Raw genomic sequence first — 20682 nt, 5'->3', positions numbered from 1 at the left:
CGAAACATCCGATAACATCAAGCAGAAAAAACTTTGAAACTTTTTTAAAAAAGTGTTGACATCGAATCGAAGATTTGGTATGATATAAAAGTTGCTGCGAGGTAATACAGTAGACCTTTGAAAACTGAACAAAGTAAGACGAACCAAATGTGTAGGTTGTTTTTACAACGGTAAAAGCAAACAACAATTTTAACAAAGCGAAGCAATATGCTAGCAAACAAATGAGCTTAACAATCTTCGGATTGTGTTCAACTTTTATTATGAGAGTTTGATCCTGGCTCAGGACGAACGCTGGCGGCGTGCCTAATACATGCAAGTCGAACGCTTCTTTTCTACCGAGTGCTTGCACTCATTTGAAAAGAGGAGTGGCGGACGGGTGAGTAACACGTGGGTAACCTACCCATCAGAGGGGGATAACACTTGGAAACAGGTGCTAATACCGCATAATAATCGACACCGCATGGTGTTGATTTGAAAGACGCTTTCGGGTGTCACTGATGGATGGACCCGCGGTGCATTAGCTAGTTGGTGAGGTAACGGCTCACCAAGGCCATGATGCATAGCCGACCTGAGAGGGTGATCGGCCACACTGGGACTGAGACACGGCCCAGACTCCTACGGGAGGCAGCAGTAGGGAATCTTCGGCAATGGACGAAAGTCTGACCGAGCAACGCCGCGTGAGTGAAGAAGGTTTTCGGATCGTAAAACTCTGTTGTTAGAGAAGAACAAGTAGGAGAGTAACTGCTCTTACCTTGACGGTATCTAACCAGAAAGCCACGGCTAACTACGTGCCAGCAGCCGCGGTAATACGTAGGTGGCAAGCGTTGTCCGGATTTATTGGGCGTAAAGCGAGCGCAGGCGGTTTCTTAAGTCTGATGTGAAAGCCCCCGGCTCAACCGGGGAGGGTCATTGGAAACTGGGAGACTTGAGTGCAGAAGAGGAGAGTGGAATTCCATGTGTAGCGGTGAAATGCGTAGATATATGGAGGAACACCAGTGGCGAAGGCGACTCTCTGGTCTGTAACTGACGCTGAGGCTCGAAAGCGTGGGGAGCAAACAGGATTAGATACCCTGGTAGTCCACGCCGTAAACGATGAGTGCTAAGTGTTGGAGGGTTTCCGCCCTTCAGTGCTGCAGCTAACGCATTAAGCACTCCGCCTGGGGAGTACGACCGCAAGGTTGAAACTCAAAGGAATTGACGGGGGCCCGCACAAGCGGTGGAGCATGTGGTTTAATTCGAAGCAACGCGAAGAACCTTACCAGGTCTTGACATCCTTTGACCACTCTAGAGATAGAGCTTTCCCTTCGGGGACAAAGTGACAGGTGGTGCATGGTTGTCGTCAGCTCGTGTCGTGAGATGTTGGGTTAAGTCCCGCAACGAGCGCAACCCTTATTGTTAGTTGCCATCATTCAGTTGGGCACTCTAGCGAGACTGCCGGTGACAAACCGGAGGAAGGTGGGGATGACGTCAAATCATCATGCCCCTTATGACCTGGGCTACACACGTGCTACAATGGGAAGTACAACGAGTCGCTAGGCCGCGAGGTCATGCAAATCTCTTAAAGCTTCTCTCAGTTCGGATTGTAGGCTGCAACTCGCCTACATGAAGCCGGAATCGCTAGTAATCGCGGATCAGCACGCCGCGGTGAATACGTTCCCGGGCCTTGTACACACCGCCCGTCACACCACGAAAGTTTGTAACACCCGAAGTCGGTGAGGTAACCCTTGTGGAGCCAGCCGCCTAAGGTGGGATAGATGATTGGGGTGAAGTCGTAACAAGGTAGCCGTATCGGAAGGTGCGGCTGGATCACCTCCTTTCTAAGGAATATTACGGAAACTTACACATTCGTCGATACTTTGTTCAGTTTTGAGAGGTTTACTCTTATAAATAGAAGTTAATCATTGGATTTTCTTCCTTATTATATGATTCTCTCAAACGAATTGTTCATTGAAAACTGGATATTGAAGTAAAAAAGTAATCAAAACAAACCGAGAACACCGCGTTGAATGAGTTTTTTAAGTAAAATAGTTCGAAGCTTATTTTATTGGTGACGCCTCTATCGCTAGAGAAACGAACCAAACAATTGACCGCAAGGTCATCAGGTTAAGTGAATAAGGGCGCACGGTGGATGCCTTGGCATTAGGAGCCGATGAAGGACGGGACTAACACCGATATGCTTTGGGGAGCTGTAAGTGAGCTATGATCCAGAGATTTCCGAATGGGGAAACCCAGCATCTTTTATAGGATGTTACTTTCCAGTGAATACATAGCTGGTTAGAGGTAGACGCAGAGAACTGAAACATCTAAGTACCTGCAGGAAGAGAAAGAAAATTCGATTCCCTGAGTAGCGGCGAGCGAAACGGGAAGAGCCCAAACCAACAAGCTTGCTTGTTGGGGTTGTAGGACTCCGATGTGGTAGTCTGTCAAGATAGTCGAAGAACCTGGAAAGGTTCGCCAAAGTGGGTAATAGCCCCGTAGACGAAATGTTGGCAACACCTAGGAGTATCCTGAGTACGGCGGAACACGAGAAATTCCGTCGGAATCCGCGGGGACCATCCCGCAAGGCTAAATACTCCCTAATGACCGATAGTGAACCAGTACCGTGAGGGAAAGGTGAAAAGCACCCCGGAAGGGGAGTGAAATAGATCCTGAAACCGTGTGCCTACAACAAGTCAAAGCCCGTTAATGGGTGATGGCGTGCCTTTTGTAGAATGAACCGGCGAGTTACGATTGCATGCGAGGTTAAGGTGAAGAGCCGGAGCCGTAGCGAAAGCGAGTCTGAATAGGGCGAATGAGTATGTAGTCGTAGACCCGAAACCATGTGATCTACCCATGGCCAGGTTGAAGGTGTGGTAAAACGCACTGGAGGACCGAACCCACGTACGTTGAAAAGTGCGGGGATGAGCTGTGGGTAGCGGAGAAATTCCAAACGAACTTGGAGATAGCTGGTTCTCTCCGAAATAGCTTTAGGGCTAGCCTCGGAATTAAGAATGATGGAGGTAGAGCACTGTTTGGACTAGGGGCCCATCTCGGGTTACCGAATTCAGATAAACTCCGAATGCCATTCATTTATATCCGGGAGTCAGACTGCGAGTGATAAGATCCGTAGTCGAAAGGGAAACAGCCCAGACCACCAGCTAAGGTCCCAAAATATATGTTAAGTGGAAAAGGATGTGGGGTTGCACAGACAACTAGGATGTTGGCTCAGAAGCAGCCACCATTTAAAGAGTGCGTAATAGCTCACTAGTCGAGTGACCCTGCGCCGAAAATGTACCGGGGCTAAACATATTACCGAAGCTGTGGATTACACCTCTGGTGTAATGGTAGGAGAGCGTTCTAAGGGCGTTGAAGGTCGATCGTGAGGACGGCTGGAGCGCTTAGAAGTGAGAATGCCGGTATGAGTAGCGAAAGACGGGTGAGAATCCCGTCCACCGTATGACTAAGGTTTCCTGGGGAAGGCTCGTCCGCCCAGGGTTAGTCGGGACCTAAGCCGAGGCCGATAGGCGTAGGCGATGGACAACAGGTTGATATTCCTGTACCAGTTGTTTTTGTTTGAGCAATGGAGGGACGCAGGAGGCTAAGGAATGCATGCGACTGGAAGTGCATGTCCAAGCAGTAAGTCTTGAGTAGAGTCAAATGCTTTACTCTATACGGACAAGCTGTGATGGGGAGGGAAATAATAGTACCGAAGTTCCTGATGTCACACTGTCAAGAAAAGCTTCTAGTGAGAAAACAACTGCCCGTACCGTAAACCGACACAGGTAGTCGAGGAGAGTATCCTAAGGTGAGCGAGCGAACTCTCGTTAAGGAACTCGGCAAAATGACCCCGTAACTTCGGGAGAAGGGGTGCTGACTTCGGTCAGCCGCAGTGAATAGGCCCAAGCGACTGTTTATCAAAAACACAGGTCTCTGCAAAATCGAAAGATGAAGTATAGGGGCTGACGCCTGCCCGGTGCTGGAAGGTTAAGAGGATGGGTTAGCTTCGGCGAAGCTCAGAATTGAAGCCCCAGTAAACGGCGGCCGTAACTATAACGGTCCTAAGGTAGCGAAATTCCTTGTCGGGTAAGTTCCGACCCGCACGAAAGGCGTAACGATTTGGGCACTGTCTCAACGAGAGACTCGGTGAAATTTTAGTACCTGTGAAGATGCAGGTTACCCGCGACAGGACGGAAAGACCCCATGGAGCTTTACTGTAGCTTGATATTGAGTGTTTGTACCACATGTACAGGATAGGTAGGAGCCGATGAACCCGGAACGCTAGTTTCGGTGGAGGCGCTGGTGGGATACTACCCTTGTGTTATGAACCCTCTAACCCGCACCACTTATCGTGGTGGGAGACAGTGTCAGGTGGGCAGTTTGACTGGGGCGGTCGCCTCCTAAAGAGTAACGGAGGCGCCCAAAGGTTCCCTCAGAATGGTTGGAAATCATTCGCAGAGTGTAAAGGCAGAAGGGAGCTTGACTGCGAGACTTACAAGTCGAGCAGGGACGAAAGTCGGGCTTAGTGATCCGGTGGTTCCGCATGGAAGGGCCATCGCTCAACGGATAAAAGCTACCCTGGGGATAACAGGCTTATCTCCCCCAAGAGTCCACATCGACGGGGAGGTTTGGCACCTCGATGTCGGCTCGTCGCATCCTGGGGCTGTAGTCGGTCCCAAGGGTTGGGCTGTTCGCCCATTAAAGCGGCACGCGAGCTGGGTTCAGAACGTCGTGAGACAGTTCGGTCCCTATCCGTCGCGGGCGTTGGAAATTTGAGAGGAGCTGTCCTTAGTACGAGAGGACCGGGATGGACTTACCGCTGGTGTACCAGTTGTTCTGCCAAGGGCATTGCTGGGTAGCTATGTAGGGAAGGGATAAACGCTGAAAGCATCTAAGTGTGAAGCCCACCTCAAGATGAGATTTCCCATTTCTTTAAGAAAGTAAGACCCCTGAGAGATGATCAGGTAGATAGGTTGGAAGTGGAAGTGCAGTGATGTACGGAGCGGACCAATACTAATCGGTCGAGGACTTAACCAAAGAAACGAAATAAAAAAGAGTTTCGGAATGTTTGATTACTACTTCAATCCAGTTTTGAGTGAATAATCACTCAACTAAATAGCAACAACACCCAGTGTGGTGGCGATAGCGAGAAGGATACACCTGTTCCCATGCCGAACACAGAAGTTAAGCTTCTTAGCGCCGATTGTAGTGAAGGGTTTCCCTTTGTGAGAGTAGGACGTCGCCACGCTAAAGTGTTGTCTTGGAGGTTTAGCTCAGCTGGGAGAGCACCTGCCTTACAAGCAGGGGGTCGGCGGTTCGATCCCGTCAACCTCCATTTTTTGAGCCGTTAGCTCAGTTGGTAGAGCATCTGACTTTTAATCAGAGGGTCGCAGGTTCGAGCCCTGCACGGCTCATAGAAATATTTTGCGGGTGTGGCGGAATTGGCAGACGCACTAGATTTAGGATCTAGCGCCTTACGGCGTGGGGGTTCAAGTCCCTTCACCCGCATTTTTAGTCTCGTTTTATAACTAGGCGATTATAACGCCGGCTTAGCTCAGTTGGTAGAGCATCTGATTTGTAATCAGAGGGTCGAGGGTTCAAATCCTTTAGCCGGCATCCAGACTGCGGAAATAGCTCAGTGGTAGAGCACCACCTTGCCAAGGTGGGGGTCGCGGGTTCGAACCCCGTTTTCCGCTTAGCCTTTTCAAAACGCCGGGGTGGCGGAACTGGCAGACGCACAGGACTTAAAATCCTGCGGTGAGTGATCACCGTACCGGTTCGATTCCGGTCCTCGGCATTGCTTTGAAGCACTATGAATGGCAATTCTAAAATTGACAGAATAGATGTGACAAGTACGAAGCAGATGAACACATCTGACTTTGATCCTTGCTTTAGCACCCATAGCTCAACTGGATAGAGTGCTTGACTACGAATCAAGAGGTTAGGGGTTCGACTCCCTTTGGGTGCATAGTTGAAATGTTTGACTACGGATTAGAAGGTTCAGAGAATTAGTCCCTTTTAAGCGTCTAGTCTTTTTTTATTATTATAGCTACGGGAAGTAGCTCAGCTTGGTAGAGCACTTGGTTTGGGACCAAGGGGTCGCAGGTTCGAATCCTGTCTTCCCGATTTAGAGAACAGAGTGATTACTCTGTTCTTTTTGTTTGGTTAAATAATTAGCTATCTAAATTTATTTATCTTTTCTTATCAAATTAGGCATTCTCCTTTATTAAACAGTTGAAGTTATGTATAATTAAGGTCAGTATTAGTCAAGGGAAAAGGATGAGTGTGATGAGTAATCAAAATACTTCGGATTTAATAGAAGCATATTTAAAAAAAATTCTTGAAGAAAGTAGTAAGATTGAGATTCGTAGAGCTGAAATGGCTCATTTATTCAATTGTGTTCCCTCCCAGATTAATTATGTTATCAACACACGTTTTACAATCCAACGTGGCTATTCTGTAGAAAGTAAACGTGGGGGCGGTGGATATATTAGAATTGCCAAAGTTCAAATTTCTGATAGTGATCAATTACTAAAACAAATTGCCCAATTCACAGGTAGTGAACTTTCAGAAAAAGATGCGCTGACGTTTGTACAAAAGTTGTATGAAGAAGATGTAATCAGCAAAAGAGAAGGAAATCTGATGTTATCTGTTTTAGGAAAATCAGTTTTAGGTAAAGCAGGACCAAATGAAGAATATTTACGTGCTCAATTGATGCAGTCGTTTTTAGAACGTTTGAGCTACGAGGAGGAATGATAGAATGGATGAATTATTTACAGAAAGTGCCAAGGCGGTACTAGCTATTGCACAAGAAGAAGCAAAATATTTTAGGCATCAATCTGTGGGTTCAGAACACTTATTATTAGCATTAGTGTTAGAACAAAATGGAATTGCAGGGAAGTCATTACGCCAGTTAAACGCAGATAAAAACGATATTCGTGAAGAAATTGAACACTTAACTGGATATGGAACTGTTAAGGCTTATCCTAAAGGTACGTATTTACCTTATTCTCCTCGAGCAAAACAAATATTTGCTTATGCAGGTGATGAAGCGAAGCGTTTAGGTGCACCAAATATTGGGACAGAACATATTTTGCTAGGGTTATTAAGAGATGAAGATATCTTGGCTTCACGTATTTTATTGAATTTAGGGTTAAGTTTATCTAAAATGCGTCAATTGCTAATGAAAAAAATAGGTGTTACAGATCCACAAATGAGTGGGAATGTAGGACGCCGTCGTAATAGTCAAGCTCAAAAAGCTGCACCAAAAGGAACGCCAACTTTAGATTCCTTGGCGCGTGATTTAACTAAGTTGGCACGTGAAAAAGATTTAGATCCAGTGGTTGGACGTTCACAAGAGGTTAGACGTTTGATCCAAATTCTAAGTCGCCGTACAAAGAACAATCCTGTTTTAGTTGGTGAGCCTGGTGTGGGTAAGACTGCAATTGCTGAAGGGCTGGCTCAAAAAATTGTGAATGGTGAAGTTCCTGAAGATATGCTGGAAAAACGCTTGATGATGTTGGATATGGGCGCTTTAGTTGCTGGTACCAAATATCGTGGTGAATTTGAAGATCGTTTAAAAAAAGTAATCGATGAAATTTATCAAGACGGAGAAGTAATTTTGTTTATCGATGAATTGCATACCTTGATAGGTGCCGGTGGTGCAGAAGGTGCAATCGATGCATCAAATATTTTAAAACCAGCACTTGCAAGAGGAGAATTGCAAACGATTGGTGCAACAACATTGGATGAATACCAAAAATATATTGAAAAAGATTCAGCGTTGGAGCGTCGTTTTGCTCGTGTACAAGTGGATGAACCGACTGCAGAAGAAGCTGAAGAAATTTTAAAAGGGTTACGTTCTCGTTATGAAGAACACCATGGTGTGGAAATCACAGATGATGCATTACATGCAGCAGTTCAATTATCTGTGCGTTACATTAACTCTCGCCAGTTGCCAGATAAAGCAATTGATCTAATGGATGAGTCTTCAGCTAAAGTTCGTCTAGATTTAGCGGATGAACCTTCTGAAATCAATAATTTACGCGTGGAGATTGCTGGTTTAGTTCAAGAAAAAGAAGAAGCCATTCAGTCACAGTCGTTTGAAAGTGCAGCAAGACTACGCCAAAAAGAGAAAAAACTAGCCCGCAAATTGGAAAATATTCTATTATTAGAACAAAAAGAAGCTTCTGGATATGCCAATCAGGTAACAGAACAAGATGTTGCGAATGTTGTTTCACAATGGACGGGTGTTCCACTACAGCAGTTAGAAAAGAAAGAAAGTGATCGATTACTTGAATTAGAAAGTATTCTCCATCATCGAGTAGTTGGTCAAGATGAGGCTGTTAAAGCCGTATCACGTGCCATCCGTAGAGCCCGCAGCGGCTTGAAAGACCCTGATAGACCAATTGGTTCATTTATGTTTTTAGGCCCAACAGGTGTGGGTAAAACCGAGCTTGCCAAAGCGTTAGCTGAAACAATGTTTGGTAGTGAAGATGCTCTTGTTCGAGTAGATATGTCTGAATTTATGGAAAAATACAGCACTAGTCGTTTAATTGGTTCTCCTCCAGGGTATGTAGGGTACGAAGAAGGCGGTCAGTTAACCGAAAAAATCCGTCAAAAACCCTATTCTGTTATTTTATTGGATGAAGTAGAAAAAGCACATCCAGATGTCTTTAATATTCTATTACAAGTATTAGACGATGGTCATTTAACGGATTCTAAAGGACGTAAAGTTGACTTTAGAAATACGATTTTGATCATGACATCAAATATCGGAGCAACGGCGATTCGTGAAGAAAAAAATGTCGGTTTCAATGTAAAAGATCTGACAAAAGATTACGATGCGATGCAAAAACGAATTATGGAAGAATTGAAAAAAGCATTTCGTCCTGAGTTTTTGAACCGTGTGGATGAAACAGTTGTCTTCCGTTCATTGGATCAAGAAGAAATTCATGAAATCGTAAAAATCATGAGTAAATCGATCGTTCAACGATTGAAAGAGCAAGACGTTAATGTGAAAATCACCGCAGCGGCTATTGAAGTGATTGGAAAAGTTGGATTTGATCCAGAGTATGGAGCACGACCAATTCGTCGAGCATTGCAAAAAGAGGTTGAGGATCGTTTAAGTGAAGCATTACTTTCTGGTCAAATCCATCTAGGTGATAAAGTAACTATTGGTGCCAGTAAAGGTAAAATAACGTTGAATGTTAAATCACCTAAACCTGAACAAGTATTACAAACAATTTAATCATAAAAACTGTGCAAAACGAATCTGTTTTGCACAGTTTTTGTGTTGATAACTCTAAATCAATAGTCTTTATTTTGTGAAAAATAAGCGGTAAAATAAAGAGTGACTATTGGAATGTTTGTGAACCTGTGCTACTATAAAACAGTTGTTAGAAGACTGTGTAAAAAGATAAACATATTATTTTTAAACAAGTTTGTTCATAAACGAACAGAGTGATCAAGCTTTTAAATTATCTAGCTTTATGAGCTAGCTCCTCAGGAAAAAGATAAAAATGGATTGTGGCAGAGAGCGCCACCCTCAATTTTTCCTATTTTCCAGTCAGAGCTGAACATGCTCATACAGCTTTTAAAGGAGGACACAATATGATTGAAGTTATTGCGACTGCTGAATCTATTGATCAAGCGGAGGCATTATTAGCAGCCGGTATTGACACGATATATATTGGAGAAGAGGTGTTTGGATTACGCTTGCCGACGTCTTTTTCACGTGAAGAACAGCGAACTATTACTGAAAAAGCACATGAAGCCGGTAAAAAAGTGACGGTGGCATTAAATGGGATCATGCATCCTGAAAAAATGAAGAAAGTTCCAGAATATTTATCATTTTTGCAGGACATAAAAGTGGATCAAATAACAGTCGGTGATCCAGGGGTTGTCTTTGTGATGCAGCGTGATGGAATCGGTATTCCCTATATTTACGATGGTGAAACCTTAGTGACGAGCTCTCGCCAAATCAATTTTTGGGCAAAGCGTGGAGCAATTGGTGCAGTATTGGCACGAGAAGTTCCTTTTGAAGAGATGAAAGCAATGAAGGATAACTTGATGGTTCCAGCTGAAGTTCTTGTGTATGGTGCTACATGCATCCATCAATCAAAGCGCCCCTTACTACAAAACTACTATAATTTTACTAAAAATGATGAATCAACTGGTAAAGAGCGAGGTTTATTCATATCAGAACCTAAAAAAGAAGAGACACACTATTCAATTTATGAAGATAGTCACGGTACACATATATTTGCAGATAATGATGTGAACTTAATAGGTGAACTGGACAAGCTTCATGGACATCATTACACAAAGTGGAAGCTTGACGGGATCTACGCGCCAGGAGAAAACTTTGTGAAAGTTGCTAAATTGTTCGTAGAAGCTAGAGAAAAACTAGAATCAGGTATTTGGTCCAGTGAGCAAGCACAAAAAGCGATTGAACAAATTGAGACCCTTCACCCAGAAAATCGTGGGTTAGATATCGGATTCTTTGATTTGGATCCAGACGAGATAAAATAAGGAGAAAAAACACATGACAAACGAACGAACATTGAAGCGTCCTGAGGTCTTAGCACCAGCAGGGACGCTAGAAAAACTAAAAACAGCCATTCATTACGGTGCAGATGCGGTATATATCGGCGGAAATGCTTATGGTTTACGCAGCCGAGCAGGTAATTTCACAAAAGAAGATATGATTGAAGGTGTAGCATTCGCTAATGAACATGGAGCGAAAGTTTATGTGGCAGCAAATATGGTCACGCATGAAGGTAATCAAGAAGGAGCAGGGGACTTTTTCAGAGAAATTCGCGATGTTGGTATTTCTGCAGTAATCGTATCTGATCCGGCTTTGATTGAAATTTGTGCAGCGGAAGCACCGGGCTTACCAATCCATTTGTCTACACAAGCTTCAGCTACCAACTATGAAACACTGGAATTTTGGAAAAATGAAGGATTAGAACGTGTTGTTTTGGCGCGGGAAGTATCGATGGACGAAGTGGCAGAAATCCGTAAAAATACGGATGTTGAGATAGAAGCCTTTATTCATGGAGCGATGTGTATTTCTTACTCAGGTAGATGTACGTTATCTAACCACATGTCGATGCGGGATGCAAACCGCGGCGGTTGTTCACAATCTTGCCGCTGGAAATATGAGCTTTATGATATGCCTTTTGGTGCTGAACGTACAAGTTTAACAGATAAAGGCGAAGTTGAAGAAGAATTTTCAATGAGTGCAGTGGATATGGCGATGATTCAGCATATTCCAGAGTTGATTCAAAATGGTGTCGATAGTTTTAAAATAGAAGGAAGGATGAAATCAATCCACTACGTTTCAACTGTAGCAAATGTGTACAAAAAAGCAGTAGATACCTATATGGAAGATCCTGAAAATTATGAATGCAAACAAGAATGGATCGATGAACTCTGGAAAGTGGCACAAAGAGAACTTTCAACTGGTTTTTATTATCATGTACCGACGGATGAAGAACAATTATTTGGAGAACGCCGCAAGATCCCTCAATACAAATTTATCGGGGAAGTTATGGCATACGATTCTGAAACAAAAGTCGCAACAATTCGCCAAAGAAATCATTTTAGTGTGGGTGATGAAATTGAATTTTACGGTCCTGGGTTCAATCACTTCCATCAAACAGTAGAAGTTATGTATAATGAAGAGGACGAGTCGATTGATCGAGCACCAAATCCAATGATGATTTTAACGATGCCAGTTGAAAAACCAGTGGCTGTTGGTGATATGATTCGTAAGAAAAAATAAATACTATGATTGAGGGATTCGCTATTACAGCTTATCCCTTTCATTGCAAGGAGGATAAGTAACTATGTCAAAAGAATATGATTATATCGTCATCGGTGGTGGGAGTGGAGGAATTGCTTCTGCTAATCGTGCCGGTATGTATGGCGCTAAAGTATTACTAATTGAAGCTAGTGATATTGGTGGAACATGTGTCAATGTGGGCTGTGTACCTAAAAAAGTCATGTGGCAAGCAAGCTCAATGATGGAAATGGTAAAACGCGATACACAAGGGTACGGAATGGATGTAGAAGTAAAAGGCTTCAGCTTTAAGAAGCTTGTTGAAAATCGTGAAGCGTATATTGATAACTTACATGCGGCTTATTACCGTGGATTAGATAGTAACAAAGTAGAGGTTTTAGCTGAGTACGCTACATTTATTGATGATCATACAATTGAAGCCGGTGGTGAAAAGTATACAGCACCTCATATTTTGATCGCTACAGGCGGACGACCTAAAAAATTAGGCATTCCTGGTGAGGAATACGCGATAGATTCTAACGGTTTCTTTGCTTTAGAAGAACTACCAAAACGAGTTGTATTTATTGGTGCGGGCTATATCGCAGCTGAACTTGCTGGAACTATTCATGGATTAGGTGCGGAAACTCACTGGGCATTTAGAAAAGAACGGCCATTGCGAGATTTTGATGATATGCTATCTGAAAAAGTAGTTGAACATTACCTTGAAGATGGAATGCACATTTATCCGAATTCAATACCTCATTCAATTGAAAAACTTGAGTCTGAAGAATTAGTGATTACCTTTGAAAATGGGACTAAAATTACGGCAGACAGTATTGTTTTCGGAACTGGTCGCCAACCAAATACAGATAATTTAGGATTAGAAAATACCCACATTGAATTGTCGGATAAAGGCTATGTGAAGGTTGATAAGTTCCAAAATTCAACACAGGCTGGCGTTTATGCAGTAGGAGATGTCATTGGAAAAATAGATTTGACACCAGTTGCTATTGCTGCAGGAAGAAGATTATCCGAACGTTTATTTAATGGAAAAGAAAATGAATATTTGGATTATGAAACAATCCCTACAGTTGTCTTTACTCATCCAACAATTGCGACTGTTGGACTAACAGAAGCACAAGCAAAAGAAAAATATGGTACTGAAAATATCAAAATATACAGCTCAACATTTACACCAATGTATTTTGCACTAGGGGAGTATCGCCAAAAATGTGATATGAAGTTAGTGTGTGTTGGGGAAGAGGAAAAAATCGTTGGACTACACGGAATCGGTTTAGGTGTGGACGAAATGCTGCAAGGATTTGCAGTAGCTATAAAAATGGGTGCTACGAAGAAAGACTTTGACAATACAGTAGCCATCCACCCGACAGGTTCAGAAGAATTTGTCACAATGAGATAAAAAATAAGGATGAGAAAAAACTGAGTTTAGTTTTTCTCATCTTTTAATTTTTGATAGTTCAGTGTGATTTATTTATACAGACAAATTATATTAGGAGTAATAGTTTAGTATGAACTTTATAAACAGCTATGTTAAAAAAATAGTTAAGAAAACTATTTTCCTTAGTACTACATTGGTGGTTTTTATGACAGTAGGATTAGTTTTCATATTTATTGTTAAGGGGTTTAAAATGCCTCATGCAACGATAGAAGATATAGTAATAGTCCTTATTCTGGGTTTTTCATTGCCAATCATAATTCTTGGAATAGTAATAGGGTTACCACTTTTAAAAATAAATTATCAGATCAATAAGTACCTTACTGAGAGTCAAAAGCTAGAGCAAGAGGAATTATATACTTTGCTTAAAAGAGAATGTTCAGACAAAGAGGCTAAGTGGCATCTTCAAGCACGCTATAGCAATCAATTTATGGTTCTCTTACCAGATGTTATTATAAAAAGAGATGACTTGTCATCATGCAAACGGTTTGGCACAAAGCAGTATCGGAAAGGGACCTATTATCGGGTGAAATTTAAGTTAAAAAGCGGTAAAGAGAAAGTGATTGACTGTTCTTCGACACTTAGCGTGGATGCTACCATCAGATGGTGGGAACAAAAATAGGTTAGGCCTATCATTGATCATGGCCTAACCTATTTTAATTTGTTCGTGCAAGAATAGCCTGTGTGATTGTGAACAATTTATTTTTAGCATCAGTAGATGTTTCAGGTAATTTAGTAATACCTTTCAAAGCTTGTTGTGTATACTTTTCAGCAAGTTTTTGCGCTTTAGTGACACCGCCAAATGAATGAACAAGTTTGTAGATTTTATTTGTCTCAGCGTCTGTTAGCGCTTCTCCTTTTTTAAGGTAAGGAAGTAACGTTCCACGGCCTTCTTCTAAAGCATATAAAAGCGGCAATGAATAAATCCCTTGACGGACATCTTCTAGAACAGGTTTGCCGATTTGTTCTGGACTTTGTGTATAGTCTAAAATGTCATCGATAATTTGAAAAGCAATCCCGATATTTTCCCCGATCTGACCACAATTTTTAGCAAACCGCTCTGAAGTTCCACTTTCGTAAGCGCCGACGAAGCAGCTTAATGAAAAAAGCTCAGCAGTTTTACCAGAAATATTTTCGAGGTATTGATCGATCGTCATATCAAGATTATAGCGATTATCCATTTGGCCCAATTCACCGCTCAATATTTTTTCCATACTTCTAGAATTCAGTTGAATACTCTTTAAAGAAGATGAATAGTCAGCAAGTAGTTTAAAACAGCTGACAAATAAATAATCACCAGCATAAACGGCTGTACTATTACCGAATTGAGAACGTATAGTTGGCAAGCTGCGTCTGATATCTGAATCATCTACAATATCATCGTGAATCAGCGTTGCAGTGTGCAGTAACTCGATAGCTGCAGCTAAAGCAATAGCTTTTTTGCTCTCTCTATTCTCGCCAAATTGTGAAAATAAAAGTTGGTATGCTGGTCGTAATAGTTTGCCGCCAGAGTGGATCATGGACATAACAGCATTTTCGACCTCTTTATTTTTTAAATTAACGCTATTTTCCATCAACTTCAGTGTAGTATTTAATTCTTTAGCTAGTTCAGGATATGTTTTCCACATAGGATGAATGTTCATAAGATGACTCCTTCGATTGTACTCAGTCAAGCCAAAATGTTACTGGAAATATTGGCTCCATTTATGTTTCGTTGTCGATTCGTAATTTAATTGAAATTGCCGTAAGGTTTGAACATGGCGTAATAGGTAATTTGCTGCGATTCCTATCGCGATTCCGGATAATAAGCCGATAAATGAAAGGAACGGTAGATAAAGCATCGGAGCCCACGATTGAGCAAAGAAACAAGTGGTCAATAGTTGTCCAACATTATGTAAAAATCCACCAGCTGCACTGATTCCGATAATACTGACACGTTTTGGTCCTAATTGCATGATGACGAGCATACCTAAATAACTAAGTAATGCACCACTAGCACTATAAAAGAAGGTAGAAATTGTTCCCCCAAGTAACGTCGTTAAAATCAACCGCAGACAGACTAAAAAGAAACTGTCCCTTTTTCGCATGGTAAAAATGGCAATAATAGTAATCAAGTTAGCCAGTCCTAGTTTTGCACCTGGAGCGAAAGCAAAGGGATAGGGAATCATATTTTCAATTAAGCCGATAATCACGCCTTGGGCAACCAACATGGATATATAGATGTTTTTTTGTAATTTGCTCATAATATACTGGCTGCTTAATAAATCAAACTGCCATCCTCACTCCCGTCAGAAGCTTCAACTGTGATGAATAAATTATGTGGTAAGCAAGCAATCGGTGTTTCTCCTGCTTTAGATATCCATCCTCGTTGTACGCAAATTTGATCTCCGCAGTTGGTTTCAACCATACGGATTCTGTCTCCGCTGACTTCGATCAAGTTGTAATCACCATCAGCTGCTTCGTATTTGTATGTATAAGTGGGGCCATCTTCTTTTAGCTCGAAGACTTTTATGACTTCGCCATCCACTTTTAAGACTGCTTGCTTTGAAGCATCGTCTTGGGCAGTATTTTGTATGCCAAAAACAACAAGGGGCAAGAAAGAACTAAATGTTAAAAGTAAAATAATGGCAATATCCCATGGACGTATATAACTTTTTTGAATAAATTCTTTAAAATTCAACTCTTTCCTCTCCTTTGTAGTTTTTAGTTGAATATATCTTATCATAATGAGAAAAGAAAGTTCTAGGAGCAAACCTAGAACTCTCTTAGATTGTTACTATAAATAGGACTTATTTACTGCCGTATCTAGATTTAGGTGTTCCGTACCACCATTTACCTAGTGTACGTTGTACCCAAGGGATAACCCAGCGGTCTAAACCAAGTGCACGTCCAGAGCCATTCATTAAAGCGAAGGCTACAAAGATAAACCAGATGTTTACCCAGTAGAACATACCTGATAGACAGAAGGCAATTGTTAAACCGATTGTAGCTGCACTACTTATCCAAGTGAACAATCCAGCGATCAATGCTAAAGCGATCAAGACTTCAACAATCGTCATGAATTTTTGCATGAATAACGCAACTTCTTGGTTAGGCATCATGAATTTCATCACACTCTCAAACCATTTAGGCATGTGATCGAATACTTGCATTGGTTCTTCACCATATGCGTAGCTTAAACCAAATTGAGCAGCTTTTGCTGTAGTCTCAGTTGTTTCAGCTCCTGCAGCAGATGCACCAGTTGTTACTTGTTCTTGTAACCATGGGAATGGGAAGGCAACTTTGTCCGTAAACCATGAACCATCACCGAACCAAGTGCTTGGTTTCAAGTAATCGCCAGTTCCGACAATTTTCTTCATCGACTCGACTAACCAAACCATACCGTAGAATACACGCAATGGAACGCTCCATAAAACATTACCATAACGAGAAGAATGTCCACGTGTTACATTGCGGTCATCTTTAATATGGAAGAACTCGTGCATGATATATTGGAACATGTAGTAACCAGAACGGATGTCAAAGAAATATTTCAAGTTAACGATATGTTTCATAATGATTGCTAAGAAACCGCTAAGGTGGATTTTATCAAATAAGTTTGCTACACCCCATTTAGCGCCGACAGAAACCATAAAGCCTTGATAATTTCCTTTGAATTTGTGTTTTTCACTACCTTTGATGTCAGCTACGATATTTGCAGCCGCTGTATGGCCAGTTTGCTCAGCAGCTTGAACGATTTGCGGAGTTGGCGTTTCAGGGAATTCTTCGTAATACACCAAGTCACCAACGATATAGATGTTTTTATCTTCATATCCTTTAGCTTGCATAAATTCATTTGCAATCAAACGATTGCCACGAGCTGATTCTAAACCGAAGTCAGCAGCATCAGAAGTTGCTTTAACACCAGCAGTCCAGATCAATGTGTGCGTTGCAACAGAAGAACCATCTTTTAATTTGATATGGTCTGCAGCGACTTCTACGATTGGCGCATTAAGTAATAATTTTACATTTTTCTTCTCTAAATAACGTTCAGCTTTAGCTGCATCATTGCGAGATAACATGTTTAAGATTGTCGGCATTGCTTCAACGACCATTAATGTAAATTCATTGGGATCAAGCTTGAAATCTTTTGCAAGACGATCTTTCCAGTCGATTAATTCACCGATCATTTCGATACCAGTAAATCCTGAACCACAGACAACAAATGTTAGCATTGCCTTACGAACTTCTGGATCGGGTTCGATTGCTGCTTTTTCAACTGTTTCCAAAATATGTTCGCGAATTTTCAGAGAGTTTTCAAACGACCATAAAGTAAATCCATGTTCCTTCACTCCAGGAGTACCAAAATCATTTGGCTCGCCACCCATACCGATAATCAATTGGTCAAATTCATAAGAACCTAACTTGGTTTGAACGACTTTTTTGTCTTTATCGATACCAGTTACAGTGTCTGTTACAAGGGTAACGTTCTTTTTACGTGAGAATAAACGTTGCAAGTCATATTGGATAGCAGAAGGCTCAACACGTCCTCCAGCTACTTCATGCAACTCAGTCATCATGGTGTGGTAAGAGTGACGATCAATTAAAGTAATCTCAACGTCAGAATCTTTTTTCAATTTTTTTGCTAAAAATTTAGTAGCTGAAACTCCAGCATAACCAGCTCCCACAACGACAATTTTTTGCTTTGTCATTGATAATCCGCTCCTTAAAAAAATAAAATAGAAAATGATAATAATTACACAATCGAATTCATTATATAGCGATAATCGGGATTTGTCTAATAACAATTTATAAATATAGGAAATAAACTTTTATTATTAAAAAAGTGTGAAAAACGGGTAAATTTTTGTCTTTCTTTTGTAACTTTAATTGACATAATTGAATTTTTCTATAGAATGTAAATTATATCACAAACTTAATTTGTGAATGTTTAAGAAAAGGAAAAGGTGAACAAAAATGAAAATGAACAAAATTGTAAAGGGCTTCACAGCTATCGCACTTTCATCTCTTTTACTAGCAGCATGTAACTCAGACAACAAAAAGGATACCGCTAAATCATCTGATTCAAGCACGGCCACATCAAAAACAGCTGAATCTTCTAAAGCAACAGAAAAAGAAGCTGGTGCAGATTTACAAGATGGTACGTATAAATTAGAAGAAAAGAACGAATCGAACGGTTACCGTGCAACATTTGAAATGACTGTTAAAGATGGTAAAATCACAGAATCTAACTACGATAATATCAACGCTGATGGTAAATCAAAAGCGGATGACAAAGACTATAATAAAAATATGAAAGAAAAATCAGGCGTAGGCCCAGCGGAATACATCAAAGAATTAAACGATTCTTTTGTTAAAGCACAAAGCGCTGATGGTGTAGAAGTAGTAACAGGTGCGACTCACTCTAGTGAATCATTCCAAAACTATGCACAACAATTAATTCAAGCAGCTCAAGCTGGTGACACTAAAACAATCGAAATCGATAATGGTGCTGATCTTAAAGATGGCACGTATTCATTGAAAGAAAAAAATAATTCAAATGGCTACCACACAGAATTTTCAATTGTTGTTAAAGATGGTAAAGTAACTGAATCTAACTACGATAATGTGAATGATGAAGGCAAATCTAAAAAAGATGATGCTGATTACAACAAGAACATGAAAGAAAAATCAGGCGTAGGCCCAGCGGAATACATTAAAACATTAAACGAAGAATTAGTAAAAACAATGGGTGAAGAAGGCAAATCAGCTGCTGATGTAGAAGTCGTAACAGGTGCAACTCACAGCTCTCATTCATTTGTAACGTATGCAGAACAATTGATCAATGCTGCTGAAAAAGGCAATACTGATGAAATCGTTGTAGACAACATTGTAATGAAAAAATAATTTTTCATAGAATAAATTGAAAGATAATGATGTGAGTCTGCGACAGAAGCATTTCATCCCGAGAAATAAGAAGGGATTGCTTCTGCTCTCACCGTTTATTCGGATTTAGGGTGTGAAACAAAAGTGATTTTTACTTTTGTCCCACACTCTTTTTGCTTTGAATCTCCACGACTGGCTTTTTGCAAAGTGGATGATGAACAGTACTTGGCGACAGGAGGAAGAGAAGCAACCACACTAGGAATCACCAAGCGCTCTTATTCCGAATATCCAAATAGTAATCAGTGGAAGATATCGTACAAACGAATTGCCAAGAATCGAAGAGCATGTGACTGCAAGGAGCGTTGTTTCATTGTCTTGATTTACATAGTGCGATGTCCTCCTAGAAAATATTATTTTTAATTGATCTAAAAACACCAACAAAAATAGAAAATCCTTCCCATTAATGCCAAAAAGCGCTACTATAAATAAGACAATTTTTCTATTTAGAAAGAGGGATACGATGAAAAACAAAAAATCGCTAATCATTTTAATAGCAGCACTATTTTTAGTCATTTTAGCAGGATGCAATGCGAAGAACCAAGGGACAAAAATCAATAAAGAACCTTATTCGGATCAACAATCATTGTTAGGAACCTATGTCCAAGTGAGGATTTATGACGACGGTAAAAAAGATGTATTAGAAAAAGCCTTTGATCGTGTCAAAGAATTAGGCGATAAAATCACAGTAAACGAAAAAGGCTCAGAAATTGATGCAATCAACGAACAAGCTGGAATCAAACCAGTTAAAGTTTCTGATGATATTTATCCATTGTTAAAACGAGCATATGAATATAGTGAAGATTCTTCAGGTGGTTTTGATATGGCAATCGGACCAATCACGCAATTGTGGCATATCGGCTTTGATGATGCCCGCAAACCATCGCAGGGAGAGATTGACCAAGCATTAAAATTAGTTGATTATCATAAAGTAAAATTAAACGATGAAGATAAAACAGTTTATCTTGAAGAAAAAGGTATGCAACTGGATTTAGGTGCAATCGCAAAAGGATTCATTACAGACGAGGTCGTGAAAGTGCTAAAAGACAATGGCGTAACAACAGCAATCGTGGATTTAGGTGGTAATGTTTATGTACTTGGACATAGCCCACGTGGTAAGGATATGGATTGGAATGTTGGAATTCAAGATCCGAACAAAGCACGCAATACGGTGATAGGAACAGTTCAAGAAAGCAATAAGACTTTAGTAACTTCTGGTATCTATGAGCGCTTTTTAGAAGTAGATGGTAAAAATTATCATCATTTATTTGATCCTAAGACGGGCTACCCTTTTGATAATGATATTGCTGGTGTGACAGTAATTACAAAAGAATCAATCGATGGTGACGGATTATCAACAGCTGTATTTTCTATGGGGGTCAAAAAAGGGTTGGAGTATGCTGAAGGATTGAAAGATGTTGACGTGATTTTTGTGACAAAAGAAGATAAGGTCTTTGTAAGCAAGGATATTGAAAAAGAATTTGAGTTAGGAAAAGATTCAGGTTATACGATGGGTGATCGTAAAGATCTGAAATAAGGAGAA

General features: G+C 40.9%; 12 protein-coding genes, 8 tRNA genes and 3 rRNA genes. 19 read left to right on the top strand and 4 right to left on the bottom strand.

All coding sequences use genetic code 11. From position 1 onward, the window contains the following. The first annotated feature begins 256 nt into the window (after positions 1-256). The 17 genes from IGJ34_RS15295 to IGJ34_RS15215 all read left to right on the top strand — a co-directional run bounded on the left by IGJ34_RS15295 (position 257) and on the right by IGJ34_RS15215 (position 13839). Positions 257-1817 (top strand): 16S ribosomal RNA (locus IGJ34_RS15295). A gap of 284 nt (positions 1818-2101) precedes the next feature. Continuing rightward, positions 2102-5013: ribosomal RNA gene (locus IGJ34_RS15290) — 23S ribosomal RNA — on the top strand. 95 nt (positions 5014-5108) lie between these two features. Further along, positions 5109-5224, top strand: a 5S ribosomal RNA gene (rrf, locus tag IGJ34_RS15285). Together the 16S, 23S and 5S rRNA genes with 8 tRNA genes alongside form the textbook arrangement of a ribosomal RNA operon. A gap of 14 nt (positions 5225-5238) precedes the next feature. Next, positions 5239-5311: transfer RNA gene (locus IGJ34_RS15280), tRNA-Val, on the top strand. A gap of 6 nt (positions 5312-5317) precedes the next feature. After that, a tRNA-Lys gene (locus IGJ34_RS15275) sits at positions 5318-5390 on the top strand. A 12-nt stretch (positions 5391-5402) separates the two neighbouring features. Continuing rightward, positions 5403-5484, top strand: a tRNA-Leu gene (locus tag IGJ34_RS15270). A gap of 35 nt (positions 5485-5519) precedes the next feature. After that, a tRNA-Thr gene (locus tag IGJ34_RS15265) sits at positions 5520-5592 on the top strand. Between the two features lie 8 nt (positions 5593-5600). Continuing rightward, positions 5601-5672, top strand: a tRNA-Gly gene (locus tag IGJ34_RS15260). A gap of 15 nt (positions 5673-5687) precedes the next feature. Continuing rightward, positions 5688-5773 (top strand) — tRNA-Leu (locus tag IGJ34_RS15255). A gap of 97 nt (positions 5774-5870) precedes the next feature. Beyond that, positions 5871-5944 (top strand) — tRNA-Arg (locus tag IGJ34_RS15250). Between the two features lie 84 nt (positions 5945-6028). Beyond that, a tRNA-Pro gene (locus tag IGJ34_RS15245) sits at positions 6029-6102 on the top strand. A 162-nt stretch (positions 6103-6264) separates the two neighbouring features. Beyond that, complete coding sequence (locus IGJ34_RS15240) at positions 6265-6732, top strand: CtsR family transcriptional regulator (RefSeq protein WP_111248135.1); 468 nt, start codon at positions 6265-6267, stop codon at positions 6730-6732. A gap of 4 nt (positions 6733-6736) precedes the next feature. Further along, complete coding sequence (locus IGJ34_RS15235; RefSeq protein ID WP_069653482.1) at positions 6737-9226, top strand: ATP-dependent Clp protease ATP-binding subunit; 2490 nt, start codon at positions 6737-6739, stop codon at positions 9224-9226. Positions 9227-9588: 362 nt separating this feature from the next. Further along, positions 9589-10509, top strand: coding sequence for a peptidase U32 family protein (locus tag IGJ34_RS15230; protein ID WP_206833891.1), 921 nt, complete (start codon positions 9589-9591; stop codon positions 10507-10509). A 13-nt stretch (positions 10510-10522) separates the two neighbouring features. Continuing rightward, entirely contained in the window at positions 10523-11764 is a 1242-nt protein-coding gene (locus IGJ34_RS15225) for a peptidase U32 family protein (protein WP_111248132.1), read from the top strand. A gap of 64 nt (positions 11765-11828) precedes the next feature. Beyond that, entirely contained in the window at positions 11829-13181 is a 1353-nt protein-coding gene (gor, locus tag IGJ34_RS15220; RefSeq protein ID WP_206833892.1) for a glutathione-disulfide reductase, read from the top strand. Positions 13182-13290: 109 nt separating this feature from the next. Beyond that, a complete protein-coding gene (locus IGJ34_RS15215) occupies positions 13291-13839 on the top strand; it encodes a hypothetical protein (RefSeq protein ID WP_430597799.1) in 549 nt (182 codons plus the stop codon). A gap of 34 nt (positions 13840-13873) precedes the next feature. On the opposite strand, the gene IGJ34_RS15210 is transcribed toward IGJ34_RS15215, so the two are convergent. The 4 genes from IGJ34_RS15210 to IGJ34_RS15195 all read right to left on the bottom strand — a co-directional run bounded on the left by IGJ34_RS15210 (position 13874) and on the right by IGJ34_RS15195 (position 17908). Then, entirely contained in the window at positions 13874-14860 is a 987-nt protein-coding gene (locus tag IGJ34_RS15210; RefSeq protein ID WP_069653477.1) for a polyprenyl synthetase family protein, read from the bottom strand. Positions 14861-14899: 39 nt separating this feature from the next. Continuing rightward, positions 14900-15460, bottom strand: a complete 561-nt coding sequence (locus IGJ34_RS15205; RefSeq protein ID WP_111248128.1) for a Gx transporter family protein — start codon at positions 15458-15460, stop codon at positions 14900-14902. Between the two features lie 14 nt (positions 15461-15474). Next, the gene (locus tag IGJ34_RS15200) at positions 15475-15897 is read right to left on the bottom strand and encodes a NusG domain II-containing protein (protein WP_111248127.1); all 423 of its coding nucleotides are present in this window, start codon (positions 15895-15897) and stop codon (positions 15475-15477) included. Positions 15898-16006: 109 nt separating this feature from the next. Next, positions 16007-17908, bottom strand: coding sequence for an NAD(P)/FAD-dependent oxidoreductase (locus IGJ34_RS15195; RefSeq protein WP_069653474.1), 1902 nt, complete (start codon positions 17906-17908; stop codon positions 16007-16009). 265 nt (positions 17909-18173) lie between these two features. Between IGJ34_RS15195 and pplA the strand changes: the two genes are divergently transcribed. Together pplA and IGJ34_RS15185 are read left to right on the top strand one after the other, a co-directional pair. Next, a complete protein-coding gene (gene pplA / locus IGJ34_RS15190; RefSeq protein WP_069653473.1) occupies positions 18174-19103 on the top strand; it encodes an extracellular electron transfer flavoprotein PplA in 930 nt (309 codons plus the stop codon). 499 nt (positions 19104-19602) lie between these two features. Then, complete coding sequence (locus IGJ34_RS15185; protein WP_069653472.1) at positions 19603-20676, top strand: FAD:protein FMN transferase; 1074 nt, start codon at positions 19603-19605, stop codon at positions 20674-20676. The last annotated feature ends 6 nt before the right edge of the window (positions 20677-20682 follow it).

Origin of the sequence: Enterococcus sp. AZ177 (assembly GCF_050544585.1) — a bacterium.
In the GTDB taxonomy this organism is placed as follows: domain Bacteria; phylum Bacillota; class Bacilli; order Lactobacillales; family Enterococcaceae; genus Enterococcus_L; species Enterococcus_L plantarum.
Note: the sequence above shows the minus strand (reverse complement) of the source record. Positions and strands in the feature narration are given on the sequence as shown.

What these genes read in the sequence shown, in the direction of transcription:
- IGJ34_RS15215 (WP_430597799.1), top strand. Translation starts at nt 13,291, where the DNA reads ATGAACTTTATAAACAGCTATGTTAAAAAAATAGTTAAGAAAACTATT.
- IGJ34_RS15235 (WP_069653482.1), top strand. Translation starts at nt 6,737, where the DNA reads ATGGATGAATTATTTACAGAAAGTGCCAAGGCGGTACTAGCTATTGCA.
- IGJ34_RS15240 (WP_111248135.1), top strand. Translation starts at nt 6,265, where the DNA reads ATGAGTAATCAAAATACTTCGGATTTAATAGAAGCATATTTAAAAAAA.
- IGJ34_RS15185 (WP_069653472.1), top strand. Translation starts at nt 19,603, where the DNA reads ATGAAAAACAAAAAATCGCTAATCATTTTAATAGCAGCACTATTTTTA.
- IGJ34_RS15205 (WP_111248128.1), bottom strand. Translation starts at nt 15,460, where the DNA reads ATGAGCAAATTACAAAAAAACATCTATATATCCATGTTGGTTGCCCAA.
- IGJ34_RS15195 (WP_069653474.1), bottom strand. Translation starts at nt 17,908, where the DNA reads ATGACAAAGCAAAAAATTGTCGTTGTGGGAGCTGGTTATGCTGGAGTT.
- IGJ34_RS15230 (WP_206833891.1), top strand. Translation starts at nt 9,589, where the DNA reads ATGATTGAAGTTATTGCGACTGCTGAATCTATTGATCAAGCGGAGGCA.
- gor (WP_206833892.1), top strand. Translation starts at nt 11,829, where the DNA reads ATGTCAAAAGAATATGATTATATCGTCATCGGTGGTGGGAGTGGAGGA.
- pplA (WP_069653473.1), top strand. Translation starts at nt 18,174, where the DNA reads ATGAAAATGAACAAAATTGTAAAGGGCTTCACAGCTATCGCACTTTCA.
- IGJ34_RS15210 (WP_069653477.1), bottom strand. Translation starts at nt 14,860, where the DNA reads ATGAACATTCATCCTATGTGGAAAACATATCCTGAACTAGCTAAAGAA.
- IGJ34_RS15225 (WP_111248132.1), top strand. Translation starts at nt 10,523, where the DNA reads ATGACAAACGAACGAACATTGAAGCGTCCTGAGGTCTTAGCACCAGCA.